This is a genomic window from Streptomyces sp. NPDC046261, assembly GCF_040646235.1.
Taxonomy (GTDB): domain Bacteria; phylum Actinomycetota; class Actinomycetes; order Streptomycetales; family Streptomycetaceae; genus Streptomyces.
The window spans coordinates 489,143-507,716 of record NZ_JBEYZU010000002.1; the positions used below are offsets into that span (position 1 = coordinate 489,143).

General features: G+C 71.8%; 23 protein-coding genes. 13 read left to right on the plus strand and 10 right to left on the minus strand.

The window, feature by feature from the left end; all coding sequences use genetic code 11:
* Positions 1-38: 38 nt before the first annotated feature.
* Positions 39-686, minus strand: a complete 648-nt coding sequence (locus ABZ956_RS06335; protein WP_361887736.1) for a ScbR family autoregulator-binding transcription factor — start codon at positions 684-686, stop codon at positions 39-41.
* Between the two features lie 253 nt (positions 687-939).
* Here ABZ956_RS06335 and ABZ956_RS06340 point away from each other — a divergent pair, with 253 nt between their 5' ends.
* Positions 940-1,842, plus strand: coding sequence for a ScbA/BarX family gamma-butyrolactone biosynthesis protein (locus tag ABZ956_RS06340; RefSeq protein ID WP_361887739.1), 903 nt, complete (start codon positions 940-942; stop codon positions 1,840-1,842).
* A gap of 3 nt (positions 1,843-1,845) precedes the next feature.
* Here ABZ956_RS06340 and ABZ956_RS06345 read toward each other — a convergent pair whose 3' ends face one another.
* A complete protein-coding gene (locus ABZ956_RS06345; protein WP_361887741.1) occupies positions 1,846-2,619 on the minus strand; it encodes a glucose 1-dehydrogenase in 774 nt (257 codons plus the stop codon).
* Between the two features lie 315 nt (positions 2,620-2,934).
* Here ABZ956_RS06345 and ABZ956_RS06350 point away from each other — a divergent pair, with 315 nt between their 5' ends.
* On the plus strand, positions 2,935-4,035 hold the full coding sequence (locus ABZ956_RS06350) for a type III polyketide synthase (RefSeq protein WP_361888040.1): 1,101 nt from the start codon (positions 2,935-2,937) through the stop codon (positions 4,033-4,035).
* A 136-nt stretch (positions 4,036-4,171) separates the two neighbouring features.
* Here ABZ956_RS06350 and ABZ956_RS06355 read toward each other — a convergent pair whose 3' ends face one another.
* From ABZ956_RS06355 to ABZ956_RS06365, 3 genes are all read right to left on the minus strand, one after another.
* Entirely contained in the window at positions 4,172-5,980 is a 1,809-nt protein-coding gene (locus ABZ956_RS06355; RefSeq protein ID WP_361887744.1) for a S8 family serine peptidase, read from the minus strand.
* A 186-nt stretch (positions 5,981-6,166) separates the two neighbouring features.
* Complete coding sequence (locus tag ABZ956_RS06360) at positions 6,167-6,622, minus strand: TerB family tellurite resistance protein (RefSeq protein WP_361887747.1); 456 nt, start codon at positions 6,620-6,622, stop codon at positions 6,167-6,169.
* A 74-nt stretch (positions 6,623-6,696) separates the two neighbouring features.
* Complete coding sequence (locus tag ABZ956_RS06365; protein ID WP_361887750.1) at positions 6,697-7,725, minus strand: rod shape-determining protein; 1,029 nt, start codon at positions 7,723-7,725, stop codon at positions 6,697-6,699.
* Positions 7,726-8,039: 314 nt separating this feature from the next.
* Between ABZ956_RS06365 and ABZ956_RS06370 the strand changes: the two genes are divergently transcribed.
* Positions 8,040-8,378 carry a UBP-type zinc finger domain-containing protein gene (locus ABZ956_RS06370; protein WP_361887753.1) on the plus strand — a complete coding sequence of 113 codons (339 nt, stop codon included), beginning with the start codon at positions 8,040-8,042 and terminating at the stop codon, positions 8,376-8,378.
* Between the two features lie 169 nt (positions 8,379-8,547).
* Here the strand turns inward: ABZ956_RS06370 and rpsN are convergent, their stop codons facing one another.
* The gene (gene rpsN / locus ABZ956_RS06375; protein ID WP_361887756.1) at positions 8,548-8,853 is read right to left on the minus strand and encodes a 30S ribosomal protein S14; all 306 of its coding nucleotides are present in this window, start codon (positions 8,851-8,853) and stop codon (positions 8,548-8,550) included.
* On the minus strand, positions 8,853-9,089 hold the full coding sequence (gene rpmB / locus ABZ956_RS06380) for a 50S ribosomal protein L28 (protein WP_361887759.1): 237 nt from the start codon (positions 9,087-9,089) through the stop codon (positions 8,853-8,855). The genes rpsN and rpmB overlap by 1 nt, the downstream gene beginning before the upstream one ends.
* Positions 9,090-9,139: 50 nt before the next feature.
* Between rpmB and rpmG the strand changes: the two genes are divergently transcribed.
* The 5 genes from rpmG (at position 9,140) to ABZ956_RS06405 (ending at position 11,434) form a co-directional block, all read left to right on the plus strand.
* On the plus strand, positions 9,140-9,304 hold the full coding sequence (gene rpmG / locus ABZ956_RS06385; protein WP_361887762.1) for a 50S ribosomal protein L33: 165 nt from the start codon (positions 9,140-9,142) through the stop codon (positions 9,302-9,304).
* Positions 9,305-9,309: 5 nt separating this feature from the next.
* Positions 9,310-9,567 carry a type B 50S ribosomal protein L31 gene (locus tag ABZ956_RS06390; protein ID WP_361887764.1) on the plus strand — a complete coding sequence of 86 codons (258 nt, stop codon included), beginning with the start codon at positions 9,310-9,312 and terminating at the stop codon, positions 9,565-9,567.
* Positions 9,567-10,772 carry a GTP-binding protein gene (locus tag ABZ956_RS06395; RefSeq protein WP_361887767.1) on the plus strand — a complete coding sequence of 402 codons (1,206 nt, stop codon included), beginning with the start codon at positions 9,567-9,569 and terminating at the stop codon, positions 10,770-10,772. The genes ABZ956_RS06390 and ABZ956_RS06395 overlap by 1 nt, the downstream gene beginning before the upstream one ends.
* 21 nt (positions 10,773-10,793) lie before the next feature.
* Positions 10,794-11,054: a 30S ribosomal protein S18 gene (gene rpsR / locus ABZ956_RS06400; protein WP_361887770.1), complete on the plus strand. Its 261-nt coding sequence runs from the start codon at positions 10,794-10,796 to the stop codon at positions 11,052-11,054.
* A 140-nt stretch (positions 11,055-11,194) separates the two neighbouring features.
* On the plus strand, positions 11,195-11,434 hold the full coding sequence (locus ABZ956_RS06405; RefSeq protein ID WP_361887773.1) for a DUF397 domain-containing protein: 240 nt from the start codon (positions 11,195-11,197) through the stop codon (positions 11,432-11,434).
* 106 nt (positions 11,435-11,540) lie between these two features.
* Here ABZ956_RS06405 and ABZ956_RS06410 read toward each other — a convergent pair whose 3' ends face one another.
* Positions 11,541-12,029, minus strand: coding sequence for an ATP-binding protein (locus ABZ956_RS06410; RefSeq protein WP_361887776.1), 489 nt, complete (start codon positions 12,027-12,029; stop codon positions 11,541-11,543).
* Between the two features lie 313 nt (positions 12,030-12,342).
* Between ABZ956_RS06410 and ABZ956_RS06415 the strand changes: the two genes are divergently transcribed.
* From ABZ956_RS06415 to ABZ956_RS06430, 4 genes are all read left to right on the plus strand, one after another.
* Complete coding sequence (locus ABZ956_RS06415) at positions 12,343-13,206, plus strand: helix-turn-helix transcriptional regulator (RefSeq protein ID WP_361887779.1); 864 nt, start codon at positions 12,343-12,345, stop codon at positions 13,204-13,206.
* A 99-nt stretch (positions 13,207-13,305) separates the two neighbouring features.
* Positions 13,306-14,805 (plus strand): aldehyde dehydrogenase family protein, encoded by a 1,500-nt coding sequence (locus tag ABZ956_RS06420; protein ID WP_361887781.1) that lies wholly within the window; start codon positions 13,306-13,308, stop codon positions 14,803-14,805.
* A gap of 93 nt (positions 14,806-14,898) precedes the next feature.
* Positions 14,899-15,444, plus strand: coding sequence for a DinB family protein (locus ABZ956_RS06425; RefSeq protein ID WP_361887784.1), 546 nt, complete (start codon positions 14,899-14,901; stop codon positions 15,442-15,444).
* A gap of 47 nt (positions 15,445-15,491) precedes the next feature.
* The gene (locus ABZ956_RS06430; protein WP_361887787.1) at positions 15,492-16,085 is read left to right on the plus strand and encodes a PadR family transcriptional regulator; all 594 of its coding nucleotides are present in this window, start codon (positions 15,492-15,494) and stop codon (positions 16,083-16,085) included.
* A 13-nt stretch (positions 16,086-16,098) separates the two neighbouring features.
* Here the strand turns inward: ABZ956_RS06430 and ABZ956_RS06435 are convergent, their stop codons facing one another.
* Complete coding sequence (locus tag ABZ956_RS06435) at positions 16,099-16,665, minus strand: XRE family transcriptional regulator (RefSeq protein WP_361887790.1); 567 nt, start codon at positions 16,663-16,665, stop codon at positions 16,099-16,101.
* A 109-nt stretch (positions 16,666-16,774) separates the two neighbouring features.
* Between ABZ956_RS06435 and ABZ956_RS06440 the strand changes: the two genes are divergently transcribed.
* Positions 16,775-17,608 (plus strand): methyltransferase, encoded by an 834-nt coding sequence (locus tag ABZ956_RS06440; protein ID WP_361887793.1) that lies wholly within the window; start codon positions 16,775-16,777, stop codon positions 17,606-17,608.
* Positions 17,609-17,618: 10 nt separating this feature from the next.
* Here ABZ956_RS06440 and ABZ956_RS06445 read toward each other — a convergent pair whose 3' ends face one another.
* Positions 17,619-18,560 carry an aminoglycoside phosphotransferase family protein gene (locus ABZ956_RS06445; RefSeq protein WP_361887796.1) on the minus strand — a complete coding sequence of 314 codons (942 nt, stop codon included), beginning with the start codon at positions 18,558-18,560 and terminating at the stop codon, positions 17,619-17,621.
* Between the last annotated feature and the right edge of the window lie 14 nt (positions 18,561-18,574).

The window sequence follows — 18,574 nt, forward strand, 5'->3', positions numbered from 1 at the left end:
CCCGGAACGCCCCCTCCGCATCGGAGCGCCGCCGCGGCTCAGCCCTGGTGGGCCGCCTGCGGGGTCTGCGAGCGCAGGCGCAGGGGGCGGTCCGGGGAGATGTCGAGGCGGGCCAGGACGGTGGGGACGGCGATGTTCGGCAGCAGGAGCTGGTAGAGCAGGGAGATCTCGCGGACGAGCTCGGGGGGCTCCGGCATGGCCTCGGAGATCAGCTGGACGCCCGTCCAGGCGCCCACCAGCAGGCGCGCGGTCTCCTCGGGGTCGACGTGCGGGAGGATCTCGCCGCGGCTCTTGGCGTCCGAGAGGAGCCCGGCGGCGACCGTGATCCAGTCGGGCCAGCTGGTGCCGAACAGGGCCCGCGCCCGCTGGTCGACGGAGAGCCGTATGGAGGCGCGCAGCATCGGCTCCCGGGGCAGCCGGTGGGCGAGGAGCAGTGAGGCGTCGAGCAGTTCCTGCAACTTGAACTGCTGCGGCACCACTCCTTCCATCGTCACGGCCTGGCCGAGGACGCCGCGCGCCAGATCCTCCTTGGAACTGAAATGGAAGTACAGGGCACCCCGCGTGACATCGGCCCGCGCAAGGATCTGGGAAATGGTGGCCGCTTCGTAGCCGCACTCGTCGAAGACCATTCCGGCGGCTTCCAGAATCACCTGCCGGGTCCGGATCGCGCGTTCCTGCTGCGCCACGGATACCCCTCCTTCTGTTCAGCGGCCCCCGGTTGAAATGTACCAATAGGTAGGTATCTTTGGCGGCCAGTGTCTGTCTCGCTCAGTCCTACGCCTTGGCGCCCCAGGGGGGATCATGTCCGCAACTGTGCTGCAATCCTGCACGCTGCCGCCCGGAATTCCGAAATCGGCGGGGATCCCCGGCCCGCCGGCGCCGGCGACGTCCGCGGTGGACTCCGGCCGGGAGCCCGTGGATTCCCCGGTGGAAAGCCCTGTGCCGCCCTCCATACCCGCCTCCGGCCTGGGCTGGAGGCGGGTTCCCAAGGAGCTCGTCCACTTCCGCGACGAGGAATCCGTGCTCGTCGCCGGCTGGGTCCGCCGGGGCCCCACCGAATTCACGCTCGCGGTCGAGTGGCCCGGCAGCACATCCGGCAGCCGGCCCGATCCCGTACTGGCCGCACAGACGGTCCGCCAGTGCGGACTGGCCATTTCCCACGCCGCGTTCGGGGTTCCTCTTGATCATCAGTCGCTGTTGCGGGACCTGAACTACAGCATTGACCCCACCGTGGCCACGGGCGGGAATGGACCGTTGTGTCTCACCGTGGATCTGAGGTGTTCACCGGTGCGGAATGGGCGCGGTGACCGCTCGCTTGGGGCGGACACGATGGATTTCACCGTCCGGCAGGGCGACCATACGGTGATCCGCGCGCACTCCCGTTCGTCCTGGATTTCCCCCGGCGTCTATCGGAGGCTGCGCGGCGACCGTCTGTCGCCGGCCTGGGGCGAATGGGAGGTGCCGCCGCCGGTGCCTCCGGCGGGCGTCGGCTGCCTGACGGCCTCGGAGGTCGCCCTGGCGGCCGCCGGGCGGCCGGGGAGCTGGCTGCTGCGCAACGACGTGGGGAACAAGGCCATGTTCGACCACCCCGTCGACCATGTGCCGGGGCTGGCCCTGCTCACCGCCGCCGGTCAGGCCGCCCAGGCGGTCCTCTCGCCCGGGATCCTCGTGCCGACCGCCGTGACCACGTCCTACAGCCGGTACGTGGAGTTCGACGCGCCCTGCAGGCTGGACGCCGCCGTGGTGCCCGCCGACGCCCCCGGCCACGCCGCCGTGGAGGTCACCGGAGTGCAGAACGGCGTGGTGGCCTTCCGGATCGGCGTACGGGGGCTGCTGCGCTGAGCGTCACTGGTTGACGAAGCCGCCGTCCACCGGCATCACCACGCCGGTGAGGAAGGGCGAGCGGTCGCTGAGCAGCCAGGCGGCCGCCTCGGCGATCTCCTCCGGGTCGGCCGTGCGGGCCTGCGGCGTCATCGCGTTGACCATGTCCTCGAGGCCCGGGTTACGCGCGAACCAGTCGGCGGTGATCTCGCTGCGCGTCGTGCCGGGCGCCACCGCGTTGACCCTGATGCCCTGCTTGGCGTACTCGTCGGCCGCGGCCCGGGTCAGCCCGACCACGGCGTGCTTGGAGGCGATGTACGGCGCGGCGGAGGGGATGGCGACGAGCCCGGCGACGCTGCTGTTGTTGACGATGGCGCCGCCCCCGCCCGCGAGCATCGCCGCCAGTTCGTGGCGCATGCAGTTCCACACGCCGCGGACGTTGGTGTCCATGATCGTGTCGTAGACGTCGTCGCCCATGAGGTGCATGGGGGTGCGGTCGCCGCCGATTCCGGCGTTGTTGAAGGCCGCGTCCAGCCGTCCGTAGCGCTCGACCGCGAACTCCACCGCGCGGCGGGCCTCTTCGGCCCGGGTGACGTCGGCGACGACGTACGCGGCCTCGGCGCCCGTCTCGCCCAGTTCCCCGGCGAGGGCGGCCAGCCGGTCCTCCCGGCGGGCGGCCAGGACGACCGTCGCGCCCTCCCGTGCGAAGACGCGGGCCGCCGCGGCGCCTATGCCGCTGCTGGCACCGCTGATGAAGGCCACTTTGCCGGAAAGGAGGTGATTTCTCGTGCTGGTCATGAGTGTGCAGTGTGCCAGCACGCCGGGCTCCCGGGGAGCGCGGGGCGACGTCACCCGGCCCGCCCGTCGAAGCGTGCAATCCGTCCCGTATGTGCCGTATCCGGGTAACTTTCGTGGGATTACTGTGGAATTCCTGTGGACTTTCCATGGCGTTCGATGGACGCCAGTTCAGTTTGTACGGAAAAGTCCGCTCTTCGGGTGAACTTTCCGAGCATAGGTGTGGCGCGCTCCCTCATGCGGCATGCACTGGACATAAGCTGGCGCGCCTTTTCGGCGGCCCTGGGCATCGAGAACCGACGCGACTGGGAGGCCGTCATGGCGACACTGTGCAGACCGGCCATCGCCGTCCCGGAGCATGTGATCACGAGGGAAGAGACTCTTCATCTCGCGCGCACGCTCCACGGCGATCATCCACAGCTGGAGCTCGCACTCCGGCTGATCGGCAACACCGGAGTGCAGAAACGACACCTCGTACAACCGATCGAGGACACGCTCAAGCATCCCGGCTTCACCGTACGCAACGCCCGTTACGAACGCGAAGCCAAGGCACGGGTGCCCGACGTCGTCCGGCGGGCGCTGGACCACGCCGAGCTGACGCCGCGCGACATCGATCTCATCGTCTATGTGTCGTGCACGGGCTTCATGATGCCGTCGATGACGGCGTGGCTGATCAACACCATGGATTTCCGCAACGAGACACGGCAGTTGCCGATCGCGCAGCTCGGCTGCGCGGCCGGGGGCGCGGCCATCAACCGGGCGCACGACTTCTGCCAGGCATACCCCGACTCCAATGTGCTCATCGTGGCGTGCGAGTTCTGCTCGCTGCTCTACCAGCCCACCGACCTGGGCGTGGGGAACCTCCTCTCCAACGGGCTCTTCGGCGACGCCCTGGCCGCCGCCGTGGTGCGCGGCGAGGGCGGTACGGGCGTACGGATCGAGCGCAACGGCTCGCACCTGGTGCCCGACACCGAGGAGTGGATCTCCTACGGAGTCCGGGACACCGGCTTCCACTTCATCCTGGACAAGCGGGTCCCCGGCACGATGGCCATGCTCGCGCCCGCCATGCGCGACATGGCGGAGCCCTACCAGTGGGACGTCTCGGAGCTGGACTTCTACATCGTGCACGCCGGTGGCCCGCGCATCCTGGACGACCTCAGCCGCTACCTCGGGCTGGCGCCGGAGACGTTCCGCTACAGCAGGGAGACGCTGACCGAGCGCGGCAACATCGCCAGCGCGGTCATCTTCGACGCCCTCGAGCGGCTCTTCGTCGACGGCGGGGCCGACCACGACGCGCGCGGCATCATCGCCGGGTTCGGTCCCGGTATCACCGCCGAGATCGCCCTCGGCAGATGGCGGGGCCCGGGCCCCGGCCGCGACCGCGCGGCCCGGGAGTCGGTTCCCCTGCCGGCGGCCTGAGGGCACCGCTCGCTCCCGGAAGCCGCCGCGGGCACGGGCGGGCTCCCGGGGACGGGCCGCATCGCGCGGCCCGTCCGGCGGCGGCCCGCCCCGTACCGGCCGCCGCCGGGCCGCGGATCCGTCGCCACCTGTCGCGCTACGGGCTGTCGGTGACGACCAGGCCCACGACCCTGTCGTCCGCGTACCAGACCCGTACGCTCCCGGCGGCCCGGCCGCCCGCGAAGGCGGTGTGCACCGCCTGGCGCACCGCCGGGTCCGGGCTGTCGAGTCCGCGCCAGGCGCCGGCCACGTACAGCCGGAGCTGGGGCGGGCGCTCGGGCGGGTACGGGATGAGCTCGTCCCACAGGCGTTCGGCGGTGCCGGAGGCGACCGGTGAGGGCAGCAGCCGGGCGACGGCCGCGCGGATGTCCGGGCGGTTGCCGATCCGCTGGGACGCGGGGCGGCCCGGCGCGCCCTGCTGCGGCGTACCGGTCGTCCGCAGCACCTCGCGGGCCTGTTCGGCGGTCAGCGGCTCCCGGCCCGCCGCCCTGAGCGCCCCCTGGACCGACGCAAGCGCCCCCACCACGATCGCGGAGGCAGCCGATGTGCCGCAGAAGACGTCCGTGTACCAGGCGTCCTCCTCGGCGCCGCCCTGGAGGTCGCCGGCCCCCTCGCCGTACCCGCCCGCCGTCGTGACCTCCGCGCCCCAGCCCTGGGCGTCCAGCCGCGCCCCGAAGTTGGAGAAGGCGAGCCGCGAACGGTCGGGGCCGTGGTCCCGCCCGTGCGTGCCGGGCGGCGGGGCGCCCGCTCCCACGAGGACCGCGCCGGAGGAGGGGCCGCCGGGGCCGAACGGGTTGCGCCACCACGAGGGGAAGCCGTCCGGCCGCGCCTCGTACAGGGGATCGTCCAGGGACTCCGTGCCGTTGCCGGCGGCCGCCACGACCAGGACGCCCTTCGCCGTGGCGTAGCGGACGGCGGCGAAGTCGTCCGGCCACCATTCCAGGGGGAGGCAGCCGCGCTGGTCGTCGCGGACGCAGTAGCCGAACCGGGGGCCGGGCCGGTGCAGCCCGAGCAGGACGAGGCCGCCCGGCGGGAGCCGGTCGGCCGCGGCGCGGACGGCGCGGGCGGAGCCGATGCCGGGGAAGGCCGCGGCGGCGGTCAGGGCGCCGGGGGCTATGCCGGTGATGCCGCGTCCGGTGCGGTCGCCGCCGACGACGCCGAGGGCGTTCGTGCCGTGGTTGCGCCACGCCGCGTCCTCCAGCGGGGTGCCGGCGACGATTCCGGCGAGCTTGCGCCCCAGGTCCGCGTGGCCGAGCCGCCAGGCGCCCTCCACGGCGACGACGCCCACGCCGTCGCCCGTGCCGCCCGGCTGGGCCCAGGCCCAGCGCGCGTCGACGCCCTCGGGCGCGGCGGCCAGATAGCCCTGGCGGGTGGTGAAGTCCGGGGTGCGGCGGACCGCGCCGGCGCCCGGCGCGGCCGGGGGGCGGGTCCGGCCGGGAGGGTGGGTGTGGGGGTGCGGGTGTCCGGTTCCGGTATCAGGGCCGCCGGGGCTGTCGGGGCTGCCGGGTCCGTCGAGGCCGACGGGGCCGACGGGGCCGTAGGCGGGCAGGGCGCCGGGTTTGACGTACGCGCCGTCGACGCCGGGCAGCGCGGCCAGCCCGGCGGCGAGCTCGTCGTGGTGCCGCTCCGCGCCCCGCACGCGATGGAACAGCGGCAGCAGGCAGCGGAGTTCGTCGCTCACGGCGCCTTGCGGCCCGTACCCGAAGAGGGGCTCCAGCGTGAGTCGTTCGTCGGTCAGGAAGCGGTTCAGCGGTGAGAGGTCGGTGCCGGCCGCGGACCGTACGCCCGCGGGGTCCGCGCGCAGCGCGGCGTCGGGGTGCGCGACCACGATCAGTTCGCGGTCCGCCGGGAGATAGGTGAAGCCGCCCGTGCCGGGGCGATGGCCTTGCCCTTGCCCGTCAATCATGGGCCCCCAATCTGCTGGGGACCGGGACGCGTGGCAAGGCGGTCGCGTCGGACACGGCGGGGGCCGGACGGCCGGGGAGCCCGCGGGGCGGGCGTTCACGGCCGTCCGGAAACGATCAGTGGCCTGGTCAGTGGCCTGATCAATGGTCTGATCAGCCGGTCGGCCGACTGCGCCGCCGGGAGAAACTCAGAGGTCGAATTCCGCCGGGTTGATGCCGAGGGCGAAGCACGCCTCGCGGACGACGGCCTGTTCGTCCTTGTCGAAGTCGCCGTCGGCGCCGCCGATGACAATGCCGATCTGGATGACGGCACGCGCCTCGGTGGGCTTCTTCTGCACCTTGCCGATGGTCTGCAGGATGCTGACCTTGCCGAAGGCGAAATCCGTCGTCAGCTTCTGGCAATAGTCGTTGAATCGCGCCTGCAGGTCGTCGGCGGGGAAGTTCTGCAGAACGTCGTTGGTGGCGATCAGCGCGGCGACGCGCTGCCGCTCGGAGGCGTCGATCGAACCGTCAGCAGCCGCCACCAACGCGCACATTGCCATGCTCGCGTCACGGAATCCGCCGCTCTTGAGGTCGTTCTTCTTGGCTATCAACTGGCCCTGCATCGTCGTAGCCGAATCCTTGAGCCGGTCCCAGAGCGCCATGTGCGTGTATCTCCTCGGTGAAAACAGTGTGCACCGGGAGAACTGTTCCGGGGGTTAAAGAAGTTCCCAAAGCGTCAGGTCGCCATCGGATCCAGATGAAGTGGCTTGATCTTTCCCTCGATCATCGCCCCCAGTCCCACCACGGAACAGACATCGGGCTGTTCCGCGATGCGGACGAACATGCCGGTTCCTTCCTCGATCATCGTGTCCAGGCCGGGCAGCATCGCGGAGCCGCCCGCCAGCATGACCCCGCGCTCGGCGAGGTCGGCCACCAGGTCGGGCGGGCAGTCCCGCAGCACGCGCCCGATGGCGTCGAGCACGGCGGTGAGCGGGGTGTGGATGGCCTCGCGGACGTGGGCGGTGTTCACCAGTACCGTACGGGACAGGCCCGTCGCCACGTCCCGGCCGCGCACCTCCGCCTCCGTGCCGCGCGCGGAGCGGTCGAAGAGGGCCAGGTGCAGCGGGTGCAGGCCCTGGGACGGCAGCATCAGCTCGTACTCGCTGCGCAGGTGCTGGATGACGGCGTAGTCGATGGCGTCGCCGCCGACCTGCACCTTCTCGGCCGCGACGATCGACCCCAGCGACAACACCGCGATCTGCGTGGACGCCGCCCCGCACACCACGATCATCGTCGCCTCCGGCTCCTGGACCGGCAGCCCGCAGCCGACGGCGGCCGCGATGAGGGTGTCGACCAGCTCGACGCGGCGCGCGCCGAGCGCGCTGAGCACCTCGACGGCGGCGCGCTGCGCGATCGGCTCCGCGTCGTGCGGCAGGCAGACGGCGGCGCGCAGCAGCGGCTTGCGCCGCCAGGCCCGGCGGATCTTGTCGTCGACGAGGAAGCGCAGCATCCGCTGGGCCATCTCGATGTCGACGACCGTGCCGCCGGAGATGGGGCGTACGACACGGATGTGGCCCGGGGTGCGGCCGGCCATGCCCCCGGCGAGCGAGCCGACGGCGATCAGCGAGCCCGTGCGGGTGTTGACCGCGGCCAGACTCGGTTCGTCCACGACCAGGCCGGTGTCCTTCAGATAGACGCGGGTCCTGGCCGCTCCGAGGTCGACGGCTACGGTGCAGCGGCTCAACTGATCGAGACTGAGGGTCATGGTGGTCCCTGCCCTGGGGGTGCGACGGAAGGGGACCGTCCACTGGCGGTCCTACCGCCATCGTGCAAGGAGGCGCGCCGGGCTGCCCGCTGGAATGCGCCGCACGAGGGAGCGCGGATGACGCCCTGTCAGGGTGAGTGCGGTGCGCGCCGGGCCGTCGCCCCCGGTCTGTGATCGGGGGCGGAGACGAACACCCCCGTCGCCCGTCCCCGCTCCCCGGATCACGGAAGTGAGTCTGCCATCAGGGTCTGACAATCGCGCTGACCTCGGCTTTCGCCGCGCACGACACCGTGCGCGGGCCTACGCTCGAAGGTATGAGCGAGCCACTGAGCTGGCAGGTCGCCGCCGACGTCGAAGGCCGTCCGGCCGGCCGCGGCTGCGCCCATCTGGGCGAAGCCCGCGACGTGACGCCGAGCACGACGGAAGGCTGCGAGGACTGCCTGCGGACCGGGTCCACCTGGGTGCACCTGCGCGAGTGCCTGGTGTGTGGCCACATCGGCTGCTGCGACAGCTCCCCGAACCGGCACGCGAGCGCACACGCGAAGTCCGAAGCCGGCCACGATCTCGCCCGGTCCTTCGAACCGGGCGAGCACTGGGCATGGTGCTACGCGGACGAGCTGCTGCTGGTGCCGGCGGGCTCCAGGGGCGCGTAGCCGGGGCCGTCGCACTGCGGCTGGAGCGTGCCGTGGGGGCCGTGCGCCGTCGCGGCGGGAGGCGGGGCCGACTCCCCGGCTCCCGTCGCGAGGGGTCGGCGAAAAACCCGCCGCGCGGCGTTCGGGGCCCCAACCCCTGGCCGGCGTGGCGGGTGATCCCGTGGGGGAGCTACCAGCTCGACTTGCGGACCCCGGGCAGGTACCCCGCGTGGGCCTGTTCGCGCAGGTTGACGCGGGAGAGCCCGAACGCGCGGAAGTAGCCGCGCGGGCGGCCGTCCGCGGCGTCGCGGTTGCGGACGCGCGTGGCGCTGGCGTCGCGCGGCTGGCGGCACAGCTCGCGCTGGGCGGCCTCGCGCTCGGCGACGGGGGTGCGGGGGTCGCGGATGACCGCCTTGAGCAGGGCCCGGCGGGCCGCGTAGCGGGCGGCCGTCAGGCGACGCTGCTCGTTCTTCGCGATCTTGCTCTTCTTCGCCATCAGACGCTCTCCCCACGGGCGCGGATACGGGCCACGGCGGCCTCGATGCCGATCTGGTCCACGGTCTTGATCCCCTTCGCGCTGAGCGTGAGCCGCACGTGGCGGCCCTCGCTCGCGAGCCAGTAGCGCTTGCGCTGGATGTTGGGGTCGAAGCGACGGCTGGTGCGCCGGTGGGAGTGGGAGATGGTGTTGCCGAAGCCGGGCTTGCGGCCGGTCAGTTGGCAGTGGGCGGACATGGCACGTACCTCCTAATGAAAATGGAAACCATTTCTGTATAGTAGCCCGTATGGCCCGCAACGAACTACGTCCCGTCATCAAGCTCCGGTCCACCGCCGGCACCGGCTACACCTACGTGACCCGCAAGAACCGCCGTAACGACCCCGACCGAATGCAGCTGCGCAAGTACGACCCGGTCGTCGCCCGCCACGTGGTCTTCCGAGAGGAGCGCTGACCGCCATGAAGCCCGGAATCCACCCGCCGTACGGCCCCGTCGTCTTCCGCGACCGCGCCGCCGGGTTCGCCTTCCTCACCCGCTCGACCGCCACCAGCGACAAGACGGTCGAGTGGGAGGACGGCAACACCTACCCCGTCATCGACGTCGAGATCTCCTCGGCGAGCCACCCCTTCTACACGGGCACCGCCCGCGTCCTGGACACCGCGGGCCGCGTGGAGCGCTTCGAGCGGCGGTACGGCAAGCGCGAGGGCGGCCGCTGATGTCCGCGACGCGCGCCCTGCCCGTCGTCCTCGTCGGCGGACTGCACGCCGACGCCCGCAGGACCGCCGTCGAGCGGCTGCTGCACACCGTGCCGGGCAGCGTCGCGCTGCACCACGACCTGTCCACCGCCGCCGCCGGCACGGTCCGCCGGACCGTACGGGACCACTCCGGCCTCCTCGACGAGGGCGAGGCGCCCCTGGTCAACGACTGCGCCTGCTGCGCGCTGCGCGAGGACCTGGTGCCCGAGCTGGAGCGGCTCGCGGCGTCCGGGCTGTGCCGGCTCGCCGTCGTCGAGCTGTGGGACTCCGTCGAGCCCAAGGCCATGGCCGAGGTCGTGGCCGCCCACTGCGGCGAGGAGGCCACGCTGACCGGCGTGATCACGGCCGTGGACCCGGCGCTGGTCCTGCCCACCCTCGCCAACGGCGACGACCTCGCCGAGGCCGGCCTGGCGGCCGCCGCGAGCGACCAGCGCACGGTCGGGGACACCTTCGCCCGCCAGCTGGAGTACGTCTCCGTCCTGGCCCTGGCCGAAGCCGAAGTCGACGCCGAAGCCGAAGCCGACGCCGCCGAAGAGCCCGAGCAGGCTGAGCAGGCCGATGCCACCGACTACGCGCTGCTCGCCCAGCTCACTCCGGCCGCCCGGCAGATCCCGGTCGCATCCGGCGACCTGGCGGCCGCCGCCGTCGCCGGCTTCGACGTGGAGGCGGCCGCCGCCCGCCAGCACCCCGCCTGCGCGCTGCTGCCGCAGGAGGCCGACGCCGACGGCGTCACCACGCTCGTATGGCGCGGCCACCGCCCGTTCCACCCCGGGCGGCTCTACGCGGCCCTGGAGGACCTGACGTGCGCCGCGGCGCGCAGCAGGGGCCGCTTCTGGCTGGCCGACCGGCCGGACACGTTGCTGTCGTGGGACGCGGCGGGCGGCGCCCTGTGCGTGGAGAACGCCGGGCCGTGGCTGGCCTCGCTCCCGGACGCCGCCTGGGAGATGGTGCCCGCGGAGCGCCGCGTCGCCGCCGCGCTGGACTGGCACCCCGAGCACGGCGACCGCGGCCAGTACCTGACGTTCACCTCGCCCGGACTGGACGCCGGCGCTCTGCGCTCGCTGCTGGACTCGTGCCTGCTCACCGACGCCGAATACGAGGGCGGGCCGGACGCGTGGCGCCGGTTGTCCCGCGCATTCGACGAACTTCTCGACCCGGTTTCCTGACCCCCGAAAGGACATTCGGCCATGAGCCGCCGCCCCGATCACCGCAAGAACCTCAAGCCGCGCCCGAATCCCCTGGACGCGGCGGGAATCACCTTCATCGACTACAAGGACACCGACCTGCTGCGGAAGTTCATTTCGGACCGCGGGAAGATCCGCAGCCGCCGGGTGACCCGTGTCACCGTGCAACAGCAGCGGCAGCTGAGCCGGGCGATCAAGAATGCCCGGGAGATGGCCCTGCTGCCCTATTCCTCTGGAGGTTCCCCTTCCGGGAAGAAGTCATGAAGTAGTGGCGACGACACCCTGAGTGCACGTGCATCGGCTCATGCAGAGGCACATGAACGCGGCTATGATCCGGAGCAGTTGCCATCCTCGAAACCGTGTTCTGGGTGAGGGTGCCCCCTGCAATGATCCGGGAGAGTCCAGTGCCCCAGGCGTACAACGGCATGGCCGCCTCGGACATCGATGATGTCGTCTGGCGAAAGAGCCGGCACTCCAACTCCCAGGGCTCCTGTGTGGAGTTCGCGAAGCTGCCGGGAGGCGGGATCGCCGTGCGCAACTCCCGCCATCCCGACGGTCCGGCGCTGGTGTACACGCCCGCCGAGATCGAGGCGATGCTGCTGGGTGTCAAGGACGGCGAATTCGACTACCTGATCTGCGAATAGTCCGATGGTCGTCCCGTCGCCGCCGTCCGGCGGGCCCTGCGGGTGCCGGCCCTCGCGCGGTGCGCCGTCCCCGTGCGGGCGCGGGCTGTCGTGCCCGGTGGTGTCGTCAGTCGCGCGGCAGGCGGAACAGCGCCCAGACGACCTTGCCGTGCAGCGCACCCGCCAGGGGGTGCCAGCCCCACGCGTCGCTGAACGACTCCACCAGGAACAGCCCGCGCCCGCACTCATCCCCCGCGGCGGCCTCCCCCGAGACCGGGCTCGCCTCACTCGGATCGCGTACCGCGCATACCAGCCGCGTGGTCCAGCGCATCAGATGGAGGCGTACGGACGGTTCGTACTCCGTGCCGATGAGCTCCGCCGGCACGGCGTAGCGCATCGAGTTCGTCACCAGTTCGGAGACGACCAGTGCCACGTCCTCGAAGAGTCCGCCCAGGTCCCACTGGTGCAGCGTGCTCCTGGTGAACTTCCGGGCGTTCCTGACCGCTTCGAAGCGCGGCGGGAGCGCACAGGACGCCGAGTGGGAGACAGCGGATGAGTCGATCGCGGGAAACCCTCTCCATAAGGGAGAGAGCACAGTCGATCCTTCGGTACCCATCCGAGGCACTCCTGGCAATCGAGGACGTGACGTGCACGTGTGCGAGCTCCATGGTTGCCAATGCGCGGGGCGGATGCAAGGGCAGATGCACGTGCACGGGGGCGATTTGGGGGCGCACACGGTGGTTGGGGAGTAATTCTCCCTACGCTCTCTGCCGTAGCACTCCGGCGGGTGGCTTGTCTGCGTAACCGGACATGCACTCAACGGAGCCCGAAGATGGCAGACTTCGGCGCCGGGGGTAGCGGGGGTCGCCCTCAGAAGGGTGCGGAACGGACAGGACCGGAACAGGACCGGAAGAGGAAGGGTCGCAGAGATGGCCACGAACGAGTCGAGCGGTTCCGTGGTGCGACGCATACTCCTGGGCTCGCAGCTCAGGCGGCTGCGCGAGTCGCGTGGCATCACGCGCGAGGCAGCCGGGTACTCGATCCGTGCGTCCGAGTCGAAGATCAGCCGTATGGAGTTGGGCCGCGTGAGCTTCAAGGCGCGTGATGTGGAGGACCTCCTCACGCTCTACGGAGTCACCGACGGCGCCGAGCGCGAGGCGCTGCTCGGGCTGGCCCGCGAGGCCAACGTCGCGGGCTGGTGGCACAGTTACGGCGACGTGCTGCCCAGCTGGTTCCAGACCTACGTGGGCCTGGAGGGCGCCGCCTCGCACATCTCGATCTACGAGGTGCAGTTCGTGCACGGCCTGCTCCAGACCGAGGGCTACGCCCACGCCGTCGTCGTGCGCGGCCAGCCCATGGCGGACGACGCCGAGGTCGAGCGCCGCGTCTCGCTGCGCATGGAGCGCCAGAAGCTGCTGTTCTCCGAGCGCGCGCCACGGTTCCACGCCGTCCTGGACGAGGCGGCACTGCACCGCCCGTACGGTGGCGAAACGGTCATGCGCAACCAGCTCCAGCACCTCATCGACATCTCCGAGCAGGCCAACGTCACGCTGCAGGTGATGCCCTTCGCGCACGGCGGACACGCCGGCGAGAGCGGCGCCTTCACGATGCTGCGCTTCCCCGAGTCGGACCTGTCCGACGTCGTGTACCTGGAGCAGCTCACCAGCGCCCTCTACCTGGACAAATCCGAGGACGTCGCGCAGTACGAGCGGGTCATGGAGCGGCTGCACGCCGACAGCCTGTCCCCGGCCAGGAGCCGTGACCTCATCGGGCGCCTCCTTCAACTCCGCTGACACATCAGTACGATGACGTCGCATCAGGAGTAAGCCCGCGCACCCACCTCATTACGGGCGCCCCGGGCGCCCCGCCTTTCGCAGACAGGATGGCGCAGCATGTCCTACGGCACCGGAACCGGCACCGACCCCGGCACATACGACTCCCTCTTCAGCGAGCTCGCCTACCAGTACATCGACGGCGAGTGGCGGGCCGGCAGCGGCTCCTGGGACATCGTGGACTTCAACCCCTACGACGGGGAGAAGCTCGCCTCCATCACCGTGGCCAGCACCACCGAGATCGACCAGGCGTACCGCGCCGCCGAGCGCGCCCAGCCCGCGTGGGCCGCCACCAACCCGTACACCCGCCGGCTCGTCTTCGAGCGGGCGCTGCGCATCATCGACGACCGTGAGGCGGAGCTGACGGCCGCCATCACGGCGGAGTGCGGCGGCACGGCGCTCAAGGCCGCCTTCGAGCTGCACCTGGCCCGGGAGTTCCTGCGGGAGGCGATCCACCTCGCGCTGCGCGCCGAGGGGCGCATCCTGCCCTCCCCGGACGACACGAAGGAGAACCGGCTCTACCGGGTGCCGGTCGGGGTCGTCGGGGTGATCAGCCCGTTCAACTTCCCCTTCCTGCTGTCGATCAAGTCCGTCGCGCCGGCGCTCGCGCTCGGCAACGCCGTCGTCCTCAAGCCGCACCAGAACACCCCCATCTGCGGCGGCGGGCTGGTCGCGAAGGTGCTGGAGGAGGCCGGGCTGCCCGGCGGGCTGCTGAACGTCGTCGTCACCGACATAGCCGAGATAGGCGACGCGCTCATCGCCCACCCGGTGCCGAAGGTCATCTCCTTCACCGGCTCCGACAAGGTCGGCCGTCACGTCGCCACCGTCGCCGCCTCCCACTTCAAGCGCACCATCCTCGAGCTCGGCGGCAACAGCGCGCTGATCGTCCTGGACGACGCCGACCTCGACTACGCCGTGGACGCCGCTGTTTTCAGCCGTTTCATCCATCAGGGCCAGGTCTGCATGGCCGCCAACCGCGTGCTGGTCGACCGGGCGGTGGAGCGGGAATTCACCGAGAAGTTCGTCGCCAAGGTGCGCACCCTGAAGGTCGGCGACCCCGGTGACCCGGCTACGCACATCGGCCCCCTCATCAACGCCGGGCAGGCGGAGGCGATCACCACGCTCGTGGAGCAGACCGTCGCGGACGGTGCCACCGCGCTCGTACGCGGGGAGGCGGACGGCACGCTGGTCGGCCCGTCCGTGCTCACCGGCCTCGCGGACGACTCGCCCGTCCTGGGCCAGGAGATCTTCGGCCCGGTCGCGCTGATCATCCCCTTCGACGGCGAGGAAGAGGCGATACGGCTCGCCAACGCCACGCCGTACGGCCTGAGCGGCGCCGTGCACACGGGGGACGTGGAGCGGGGCGTACGCGTCGCCAAGCGCATCGAGACGGGCATGGTGCACGTCAACGACGGGACGGTGCACGACGAGGCCATCGTGCCGTTCGGGGGCGAGAAGCACTCGGGGGTGGGCCGGCTGAACGGCGAGTCGATGGTGGAGGCCTTCACCACGACCAAGTGGATCTCGATCCAGCACGGGCGGAGCAGATTTCCCTTCTGAGGACCGGGTTCCGGAGAGATCTAGGACGGAATCCGGCCTAGATCCGTCCTACTGTCGGTCATGTTCGGACGACGACGGCGAAAGGCGGACCTCATGCCCACCCACGTGATCGAGAAGAGCACCTCCGACGAGCGCGGCACCCTGCTGGACTTCCTCGAGGCACAGCGCGGAGGGGTCCGCCGGTCCGTCCTCGGCCTGACGGAGGAGCAGGCGCGGCAGAAGCCGAGCGCGAGCGAGCTGTCGCCGGGCGGGCTGCTCAAGCATGTGGCGGAGGTCGAGGCCGGCTGGCTGCGCATGGCCCAGGGCCGGCCGGAGGACGTCCCGCGCACGCCCGAGAACTGGGACGACGGCTTCCGGCTGCTGGAGGGCGAGAGCGTCGCGGGGCAGCTCGCCTACTGGGAGAAGATCGCCGCCGAGACGGAGGAGTTCATCCGTTCGGTGCCCAGCCTGGAGGACACCTTCCCGCTGCCGGAGGCGCCCTGGTACCCGCCGTCCAGCCGGGTGTCGATGCGCTGGCTGCTGCTGCACCTCATCGAGGAGACCGCCCGGCACGCGGGCCACGCCGACGTCATCCGCGAGTCGCTCGACGGCATGACCGCCTTCGCGCTGGTGGACCAGGAGCGTGGCACCGGCGCCTAGGCTGGACCGCCTCAGCGGTCACACGGCAAGAGGAGGCTGAGGCGCAGATGTCGGCCATCCGGCTGCTGGTGCTGGGCGCGGTCCGCCGGCACGGACGGGCCCACGGTTACCAGGTCCGGGGCGACCTGGAGTTCTGGGGCGCGGACGAGTGGTCCAACGCCAAGCCGGGATCGATCTACCACGCGCTCAAGGCCATGGCCAAGCAGGGCCTGCTCGTCGCGCACGACGTCGCGCCGAGCGAGGCCGGCGGCCCGCCGCGCACGGAGTACGAGCTGACGGAGGCGGGGGAGCGGACGTACTTCGAGCTGCTGCGCGAGGCGCTCTGCTCCGTAGACCAGAAGGTCGACGTCCTCACCGCCGGCGTGGGCTTCCTCGTCGACCTGCCGCGCGCGGAGGCGATCGCCCTGCTCAAGCGGCGGCTGGCCGGGCTGGAGGAGTGGCGCGACGACATCCGCCGGCGCTGGACACCGGCGGAGGGCGAGGACTGGGGCCACATCGGCGAGATCATGGGCATGTGGCTGCACACCGCGGACAGTGGCGCGCAGTGGACGCGCGGACTGGTCGAGCGGTTGGAGGGCGGGGCCTACGTCATGGCGGGCGAGGACGGCCGGGACGACCAAGAGGGGGCCCCAGGCCAGTAGGGGACCTCGCGGCTCAGGTGGCGTGCGGCCTCGCGCGGACGTGCATGCGTTCGCCCTGGGGCCCGAACAGGCTGAGGACCTCCACCGGCCCCTTCCCGGTGCTGCCGAACCAGTGCGGCAACCGGGTGTCGAACTCCGCCGCCTCGCCCACCCCGAGCACGATGTCGTGCTCGGCGAGCACCAGGCGCAGCTGCCCGCTGAGCACGTACAGCCACTCGTAGCCCTCGTGCGTGCGGGGCTCGGGCGTGCTGCGGCTGGCGCCCATGACCATCTTGAACGCCTGCAGCCCGCCGGGCTGTTGCGTCAGCGGCACGACTGTCGAGTCGCCGCGTCTGACCGGCTTCAGCCGCACCCGTGGGTCGCCCACGGGCGGCGCGCCGACGAGCTCGTCCAGGGGCACCTGGTGGGCGTGGGCGATGGGCAGCAGCAGTTCCAGGCTGGGTCTGCGCTGCCCGGACTCCAGGCGCGAGAGGGTGCTGACGGAGATCCCCGTGGTCTTCGACAGGGCCGCGAGGGTGCAGTCGCGCTGGCGGCGGATGCGCTTGAGCCGGGGGCCCACGGCGGCGAGTACGTCTTCCATCCCCTCATTGCAGCCCGCTATTGCGGAAACGGCAACAAGCTTTGTCATCCGCGGGGCGCGCGGCGCATGGTCGGTGCACAGCAGGCGACGAGCGACTGGAGCAGGTGCGATGAACGATTTCGACTGGGCCGCGATGGCCGACATGCTCGAGCTCGAGGGCGAGACGCACAGCCCCTACGTGCGACAGGCCCTCGAGGAGCTGGCCCACCTCACCCCACGGCGGATCCTGGACATCGGCAGCGGCCCGGGCGTCGCGGCCTGCCGCCTGGCGGAGACGTTCCCGCAGGCCGAGGTCACCGCGGTGGACGGGTCTCCGGAGCTGCTGGAGCGGGCCGAGCGGCGGGCGGACAGGCTCGGCGTACGGCTGCGGACGCGGGTGGCGGAGTTCCCGGAGGGGCTCGCCGGGCTGGGCCCGGCCGACCTGGTGTGGTCGGGGCAGGTCGTGCACCACGTGGGCGACCAGCAGGACGCGCTGAACCGGCTGGCCGGGCTGCTGGAGCCCGGCGGGCACCTGGCGATCGTCGAGGGCGGCCTCCAGCCCCGCTGGCTGCCCCGGGACCTGGGCTTCGGGCGGCCCGGGCTGCAGGACAGGCTGGGCGCGGCGATGGGGGAGCGCTTCAGCCGGATGCGGGCCGAGCTGCCCGGCACGGTGGCGGTGGTCGAGGACTGGCCCGGCATGCTGCGTGCCGCGGGCCTCACCGACGTACGCAGCCGGACCTTCCTCGTGGACCACCCCGCCCCCCTGGCGGACGGCCCCCGGCGGTCGGTGCGGCAGGCGCTGGAGCGGCACCGCACGGTCCTCGACGGGCTCCTGGACGCCGAGGACCTGGCGACGCTGGACCGGCTGCTCGACCCGGCCGACCCGGCGGGGGTCGACCGGCGGGCGGACCTGTTCCTGCTGACGGCGAAGACCGTGCACTTCGGCCGCCGGGGAGACAGCTGAGGGGTCGGGCTCAGCTGACGCCGGGCAGCGTCAGCGGGGTGCGGGCGCGCCACTCGGCCACGGCGGGTTCGAGCGTCGGCCCCAGTTCCGGCATCAGCGGTACGACGGCGAGCGCGCTCACGACCTGCAGCAGCCGCGCCCCCTCCATGACCTCCAGGAGGTTGCGGTCCACGCGGGTGCCGGACGCGCGCTCGTACTCCTCCAGGGCGCGCGGGCCGGCCAGCGTCAGGTCCCACTCCACCGGCCCGCGCGTGACGTCCTCGAAGTCGCTGAAGAGGTGACCGGTGCGGGTGCGCAGGAGGTTGTACGCGGGGGAGTCGCCGTGCAGCGCCTGCAGCCGGGCCTCCGGGAAGTAGGCGGGGAAGTCGCGGACGAGGGCTTCGAGCGTCGCGTACTCCTGCCCGGCCCGGTCGAGATCCCCGGCGGTGAGGAACTCCGGCCGCTGCCGCGCCAGCCGGTCCAGCGCTTCGCCTGTCGCGGGGACCAGCGGGGAGAGCGTCGGCAGCTCGCCGGGGTAGCCGGCCAGCTCGGCGTGCAACGCGGCGGCCCAGCCGGTCTGTTCGGCGAAGCGGGCCTCCAAAGCCTGCGGGTCGGCGGCCATCGCCTCCGCGATGGGGTCCACCTCGTCCACGTACTCCCAGAACGTCAGCGACAGACCCTCGCACTCGACCGGCTCCCGCGGCACCAGCGGGCTGGGCCCCACGACCGGCGCCCCGGCATCGGCCAGCCAGCCCGCCACGGCGAGCTCGCGCCGCTGCTTCGCCACCAGCGCCTCGGCGGGCACGAGGGTCAGGGACGGGACGCGTACGACGACCGGGGCCGGTGCGAGGTGGACCAGTACGTTGAAGACGTCGTGCAGCACGCGGGGTTCGTCGGCGCGCAGCCCCAGGCGCCGGCCCGCCTCGGTGGCGATGCGGACGGCGCGTTCGGCGCGGTTGCTCAGGCTCGTCATGGGCCGATCGTCAC

Coding starts and splice junctions, on each gene's coding strand:
- ABZ956_RS06360 (WP_361887747.1), bottom strand. CDS start 6,622: ATGGCGCTCTGGGACCGGCTCAAGGATTCGGCTACGACGATGCAGGGC.
- ABZ956_RS06435 (WP_361887790.1), bottom strand. CDS start 16,665: ATGGAAGACGTACTCGCCGCCGTGGGCCCCCGGCTCAAGCGCATCCGC.
- ABZ956_RS06415 (WP_361887779.1), top strand. CDS start 12,343: ATGGCCACGAACGAGTCGAGCGGTTCCGTGGTGCGACGCATACTCCTG.
- ABZ956_RS06345 (WP_361887741.1), bottom strand. CDS start 2,619: ATGACCAGCACGAGAAATCACCTCCTTTCCGGCAAAGTGGCCTTCATC.
- ABZ956_RS06440 (WP_361887793.1), top strand. CDS start 16,775: ATGAACGATTTCGACTGGGCCGCGATGGCCGACATGCTCGAGCTCGAG.
- ABZ956_RS06355 (WP_361887744.1), bottom strand. CDS start 5,980: ATGATTGACGGGCAAGGGCAAGGCCATCGCCCCGGCACGGGCGGCTTC.
- ABZ956_RS06430 (WP_361887787.1), top strand. CDS start 15,492: ATGTCGGCCATCCGGCTGCTGGTGCTGGGCGCGGTCCGCCGGCACGGA.
- rpmB (WP_361887759.1), bottom strand. CDS start 9,089: ATGTCCGCCCACTGCCAACTGACCGGCCGCAAGCCCGGCTTCGGCAAC.
- rpsR (WP_361887770.1), top strand. CDS start 10,794: ATGAGCCGCCGCCCCGATCACCGCAAGAACCTCAAGCCGCGCCCGAAT.
- ABZ956_RS06410 (WP_361887776.1), bottom strand. CDS start 12,029: ATGGGTACCGAAGGATCGACTGTGCTCTCTCCCTTATGGAGAGGGTTT.
- ABZ956_RS06365 (WP_361887750.1), bottom strand. CDS start 7,725: ATGACCCTCAGTCTCGATCAGTTGAGCCGCTGCACCGTAGCCGTCGAC.
- ABZ956_RS06390 (WP_361887764.1), top strand. CDS start 9,310: ATGAAGCCCGGAATCCACCCGCCGTACGGCCCCGTCGTCTTCCGCGAC.
- ABZ956_RS06350 (WP_361888040.1), top strand. CDS start 2,935: ATGGCGACACTGTGCAGACCGGCCATCGCCGTCCCGGAGCATGTGATC.
- ABZ956_RS06445 (WP_361887796.1), bottom strand. CDS start 18,560: ATGACGAGCCTGAGCAACCGCGCCGAACGCGCCGTCCGCATCGCCACC.
- rpsN (WP_361887756.1), bottom strand. CDS start 8,853: ATGGCGAAGAAGAGCAAGATCGCGAAGAACGAGCAGCGTCGCCTGACG.
- rpmG (WP_361887762.1), top strand. CDS start 9,140: ATGGCCCGCAACGAACTACGTCCCGTCATCAAGCTCCGGTCCACCGCC.
- ABZ956_RS06370 (WP_361887753.1), top strand. CDS start 8,040: ATGAGCGAGCCACTGAGCTGGCAGGTCGCCGCCGACGTCGAAGGCCGT.
- ABZ956_RS06395 (WP_361887767.1), top strand. CDS start 9,567: ATGTCCGCGACGCGCGCCCTGCCCGTCGTCCTCGTCGGCGGACTGCAC.
- ABZ956_RS06420 (WP_361887781.1), top strand. CDS start 13,306: ATGTCCTACGGCACCGGAACCGGCACCGACCCCGGCACATACGACTCC.
- ABZ956_RS06425 (WP_361887784.1), top strand. CDS start 14,899: ATGCCCACCCACGTGATCGAGAAGAGCACCTCCGACGAGCGCGGCACC.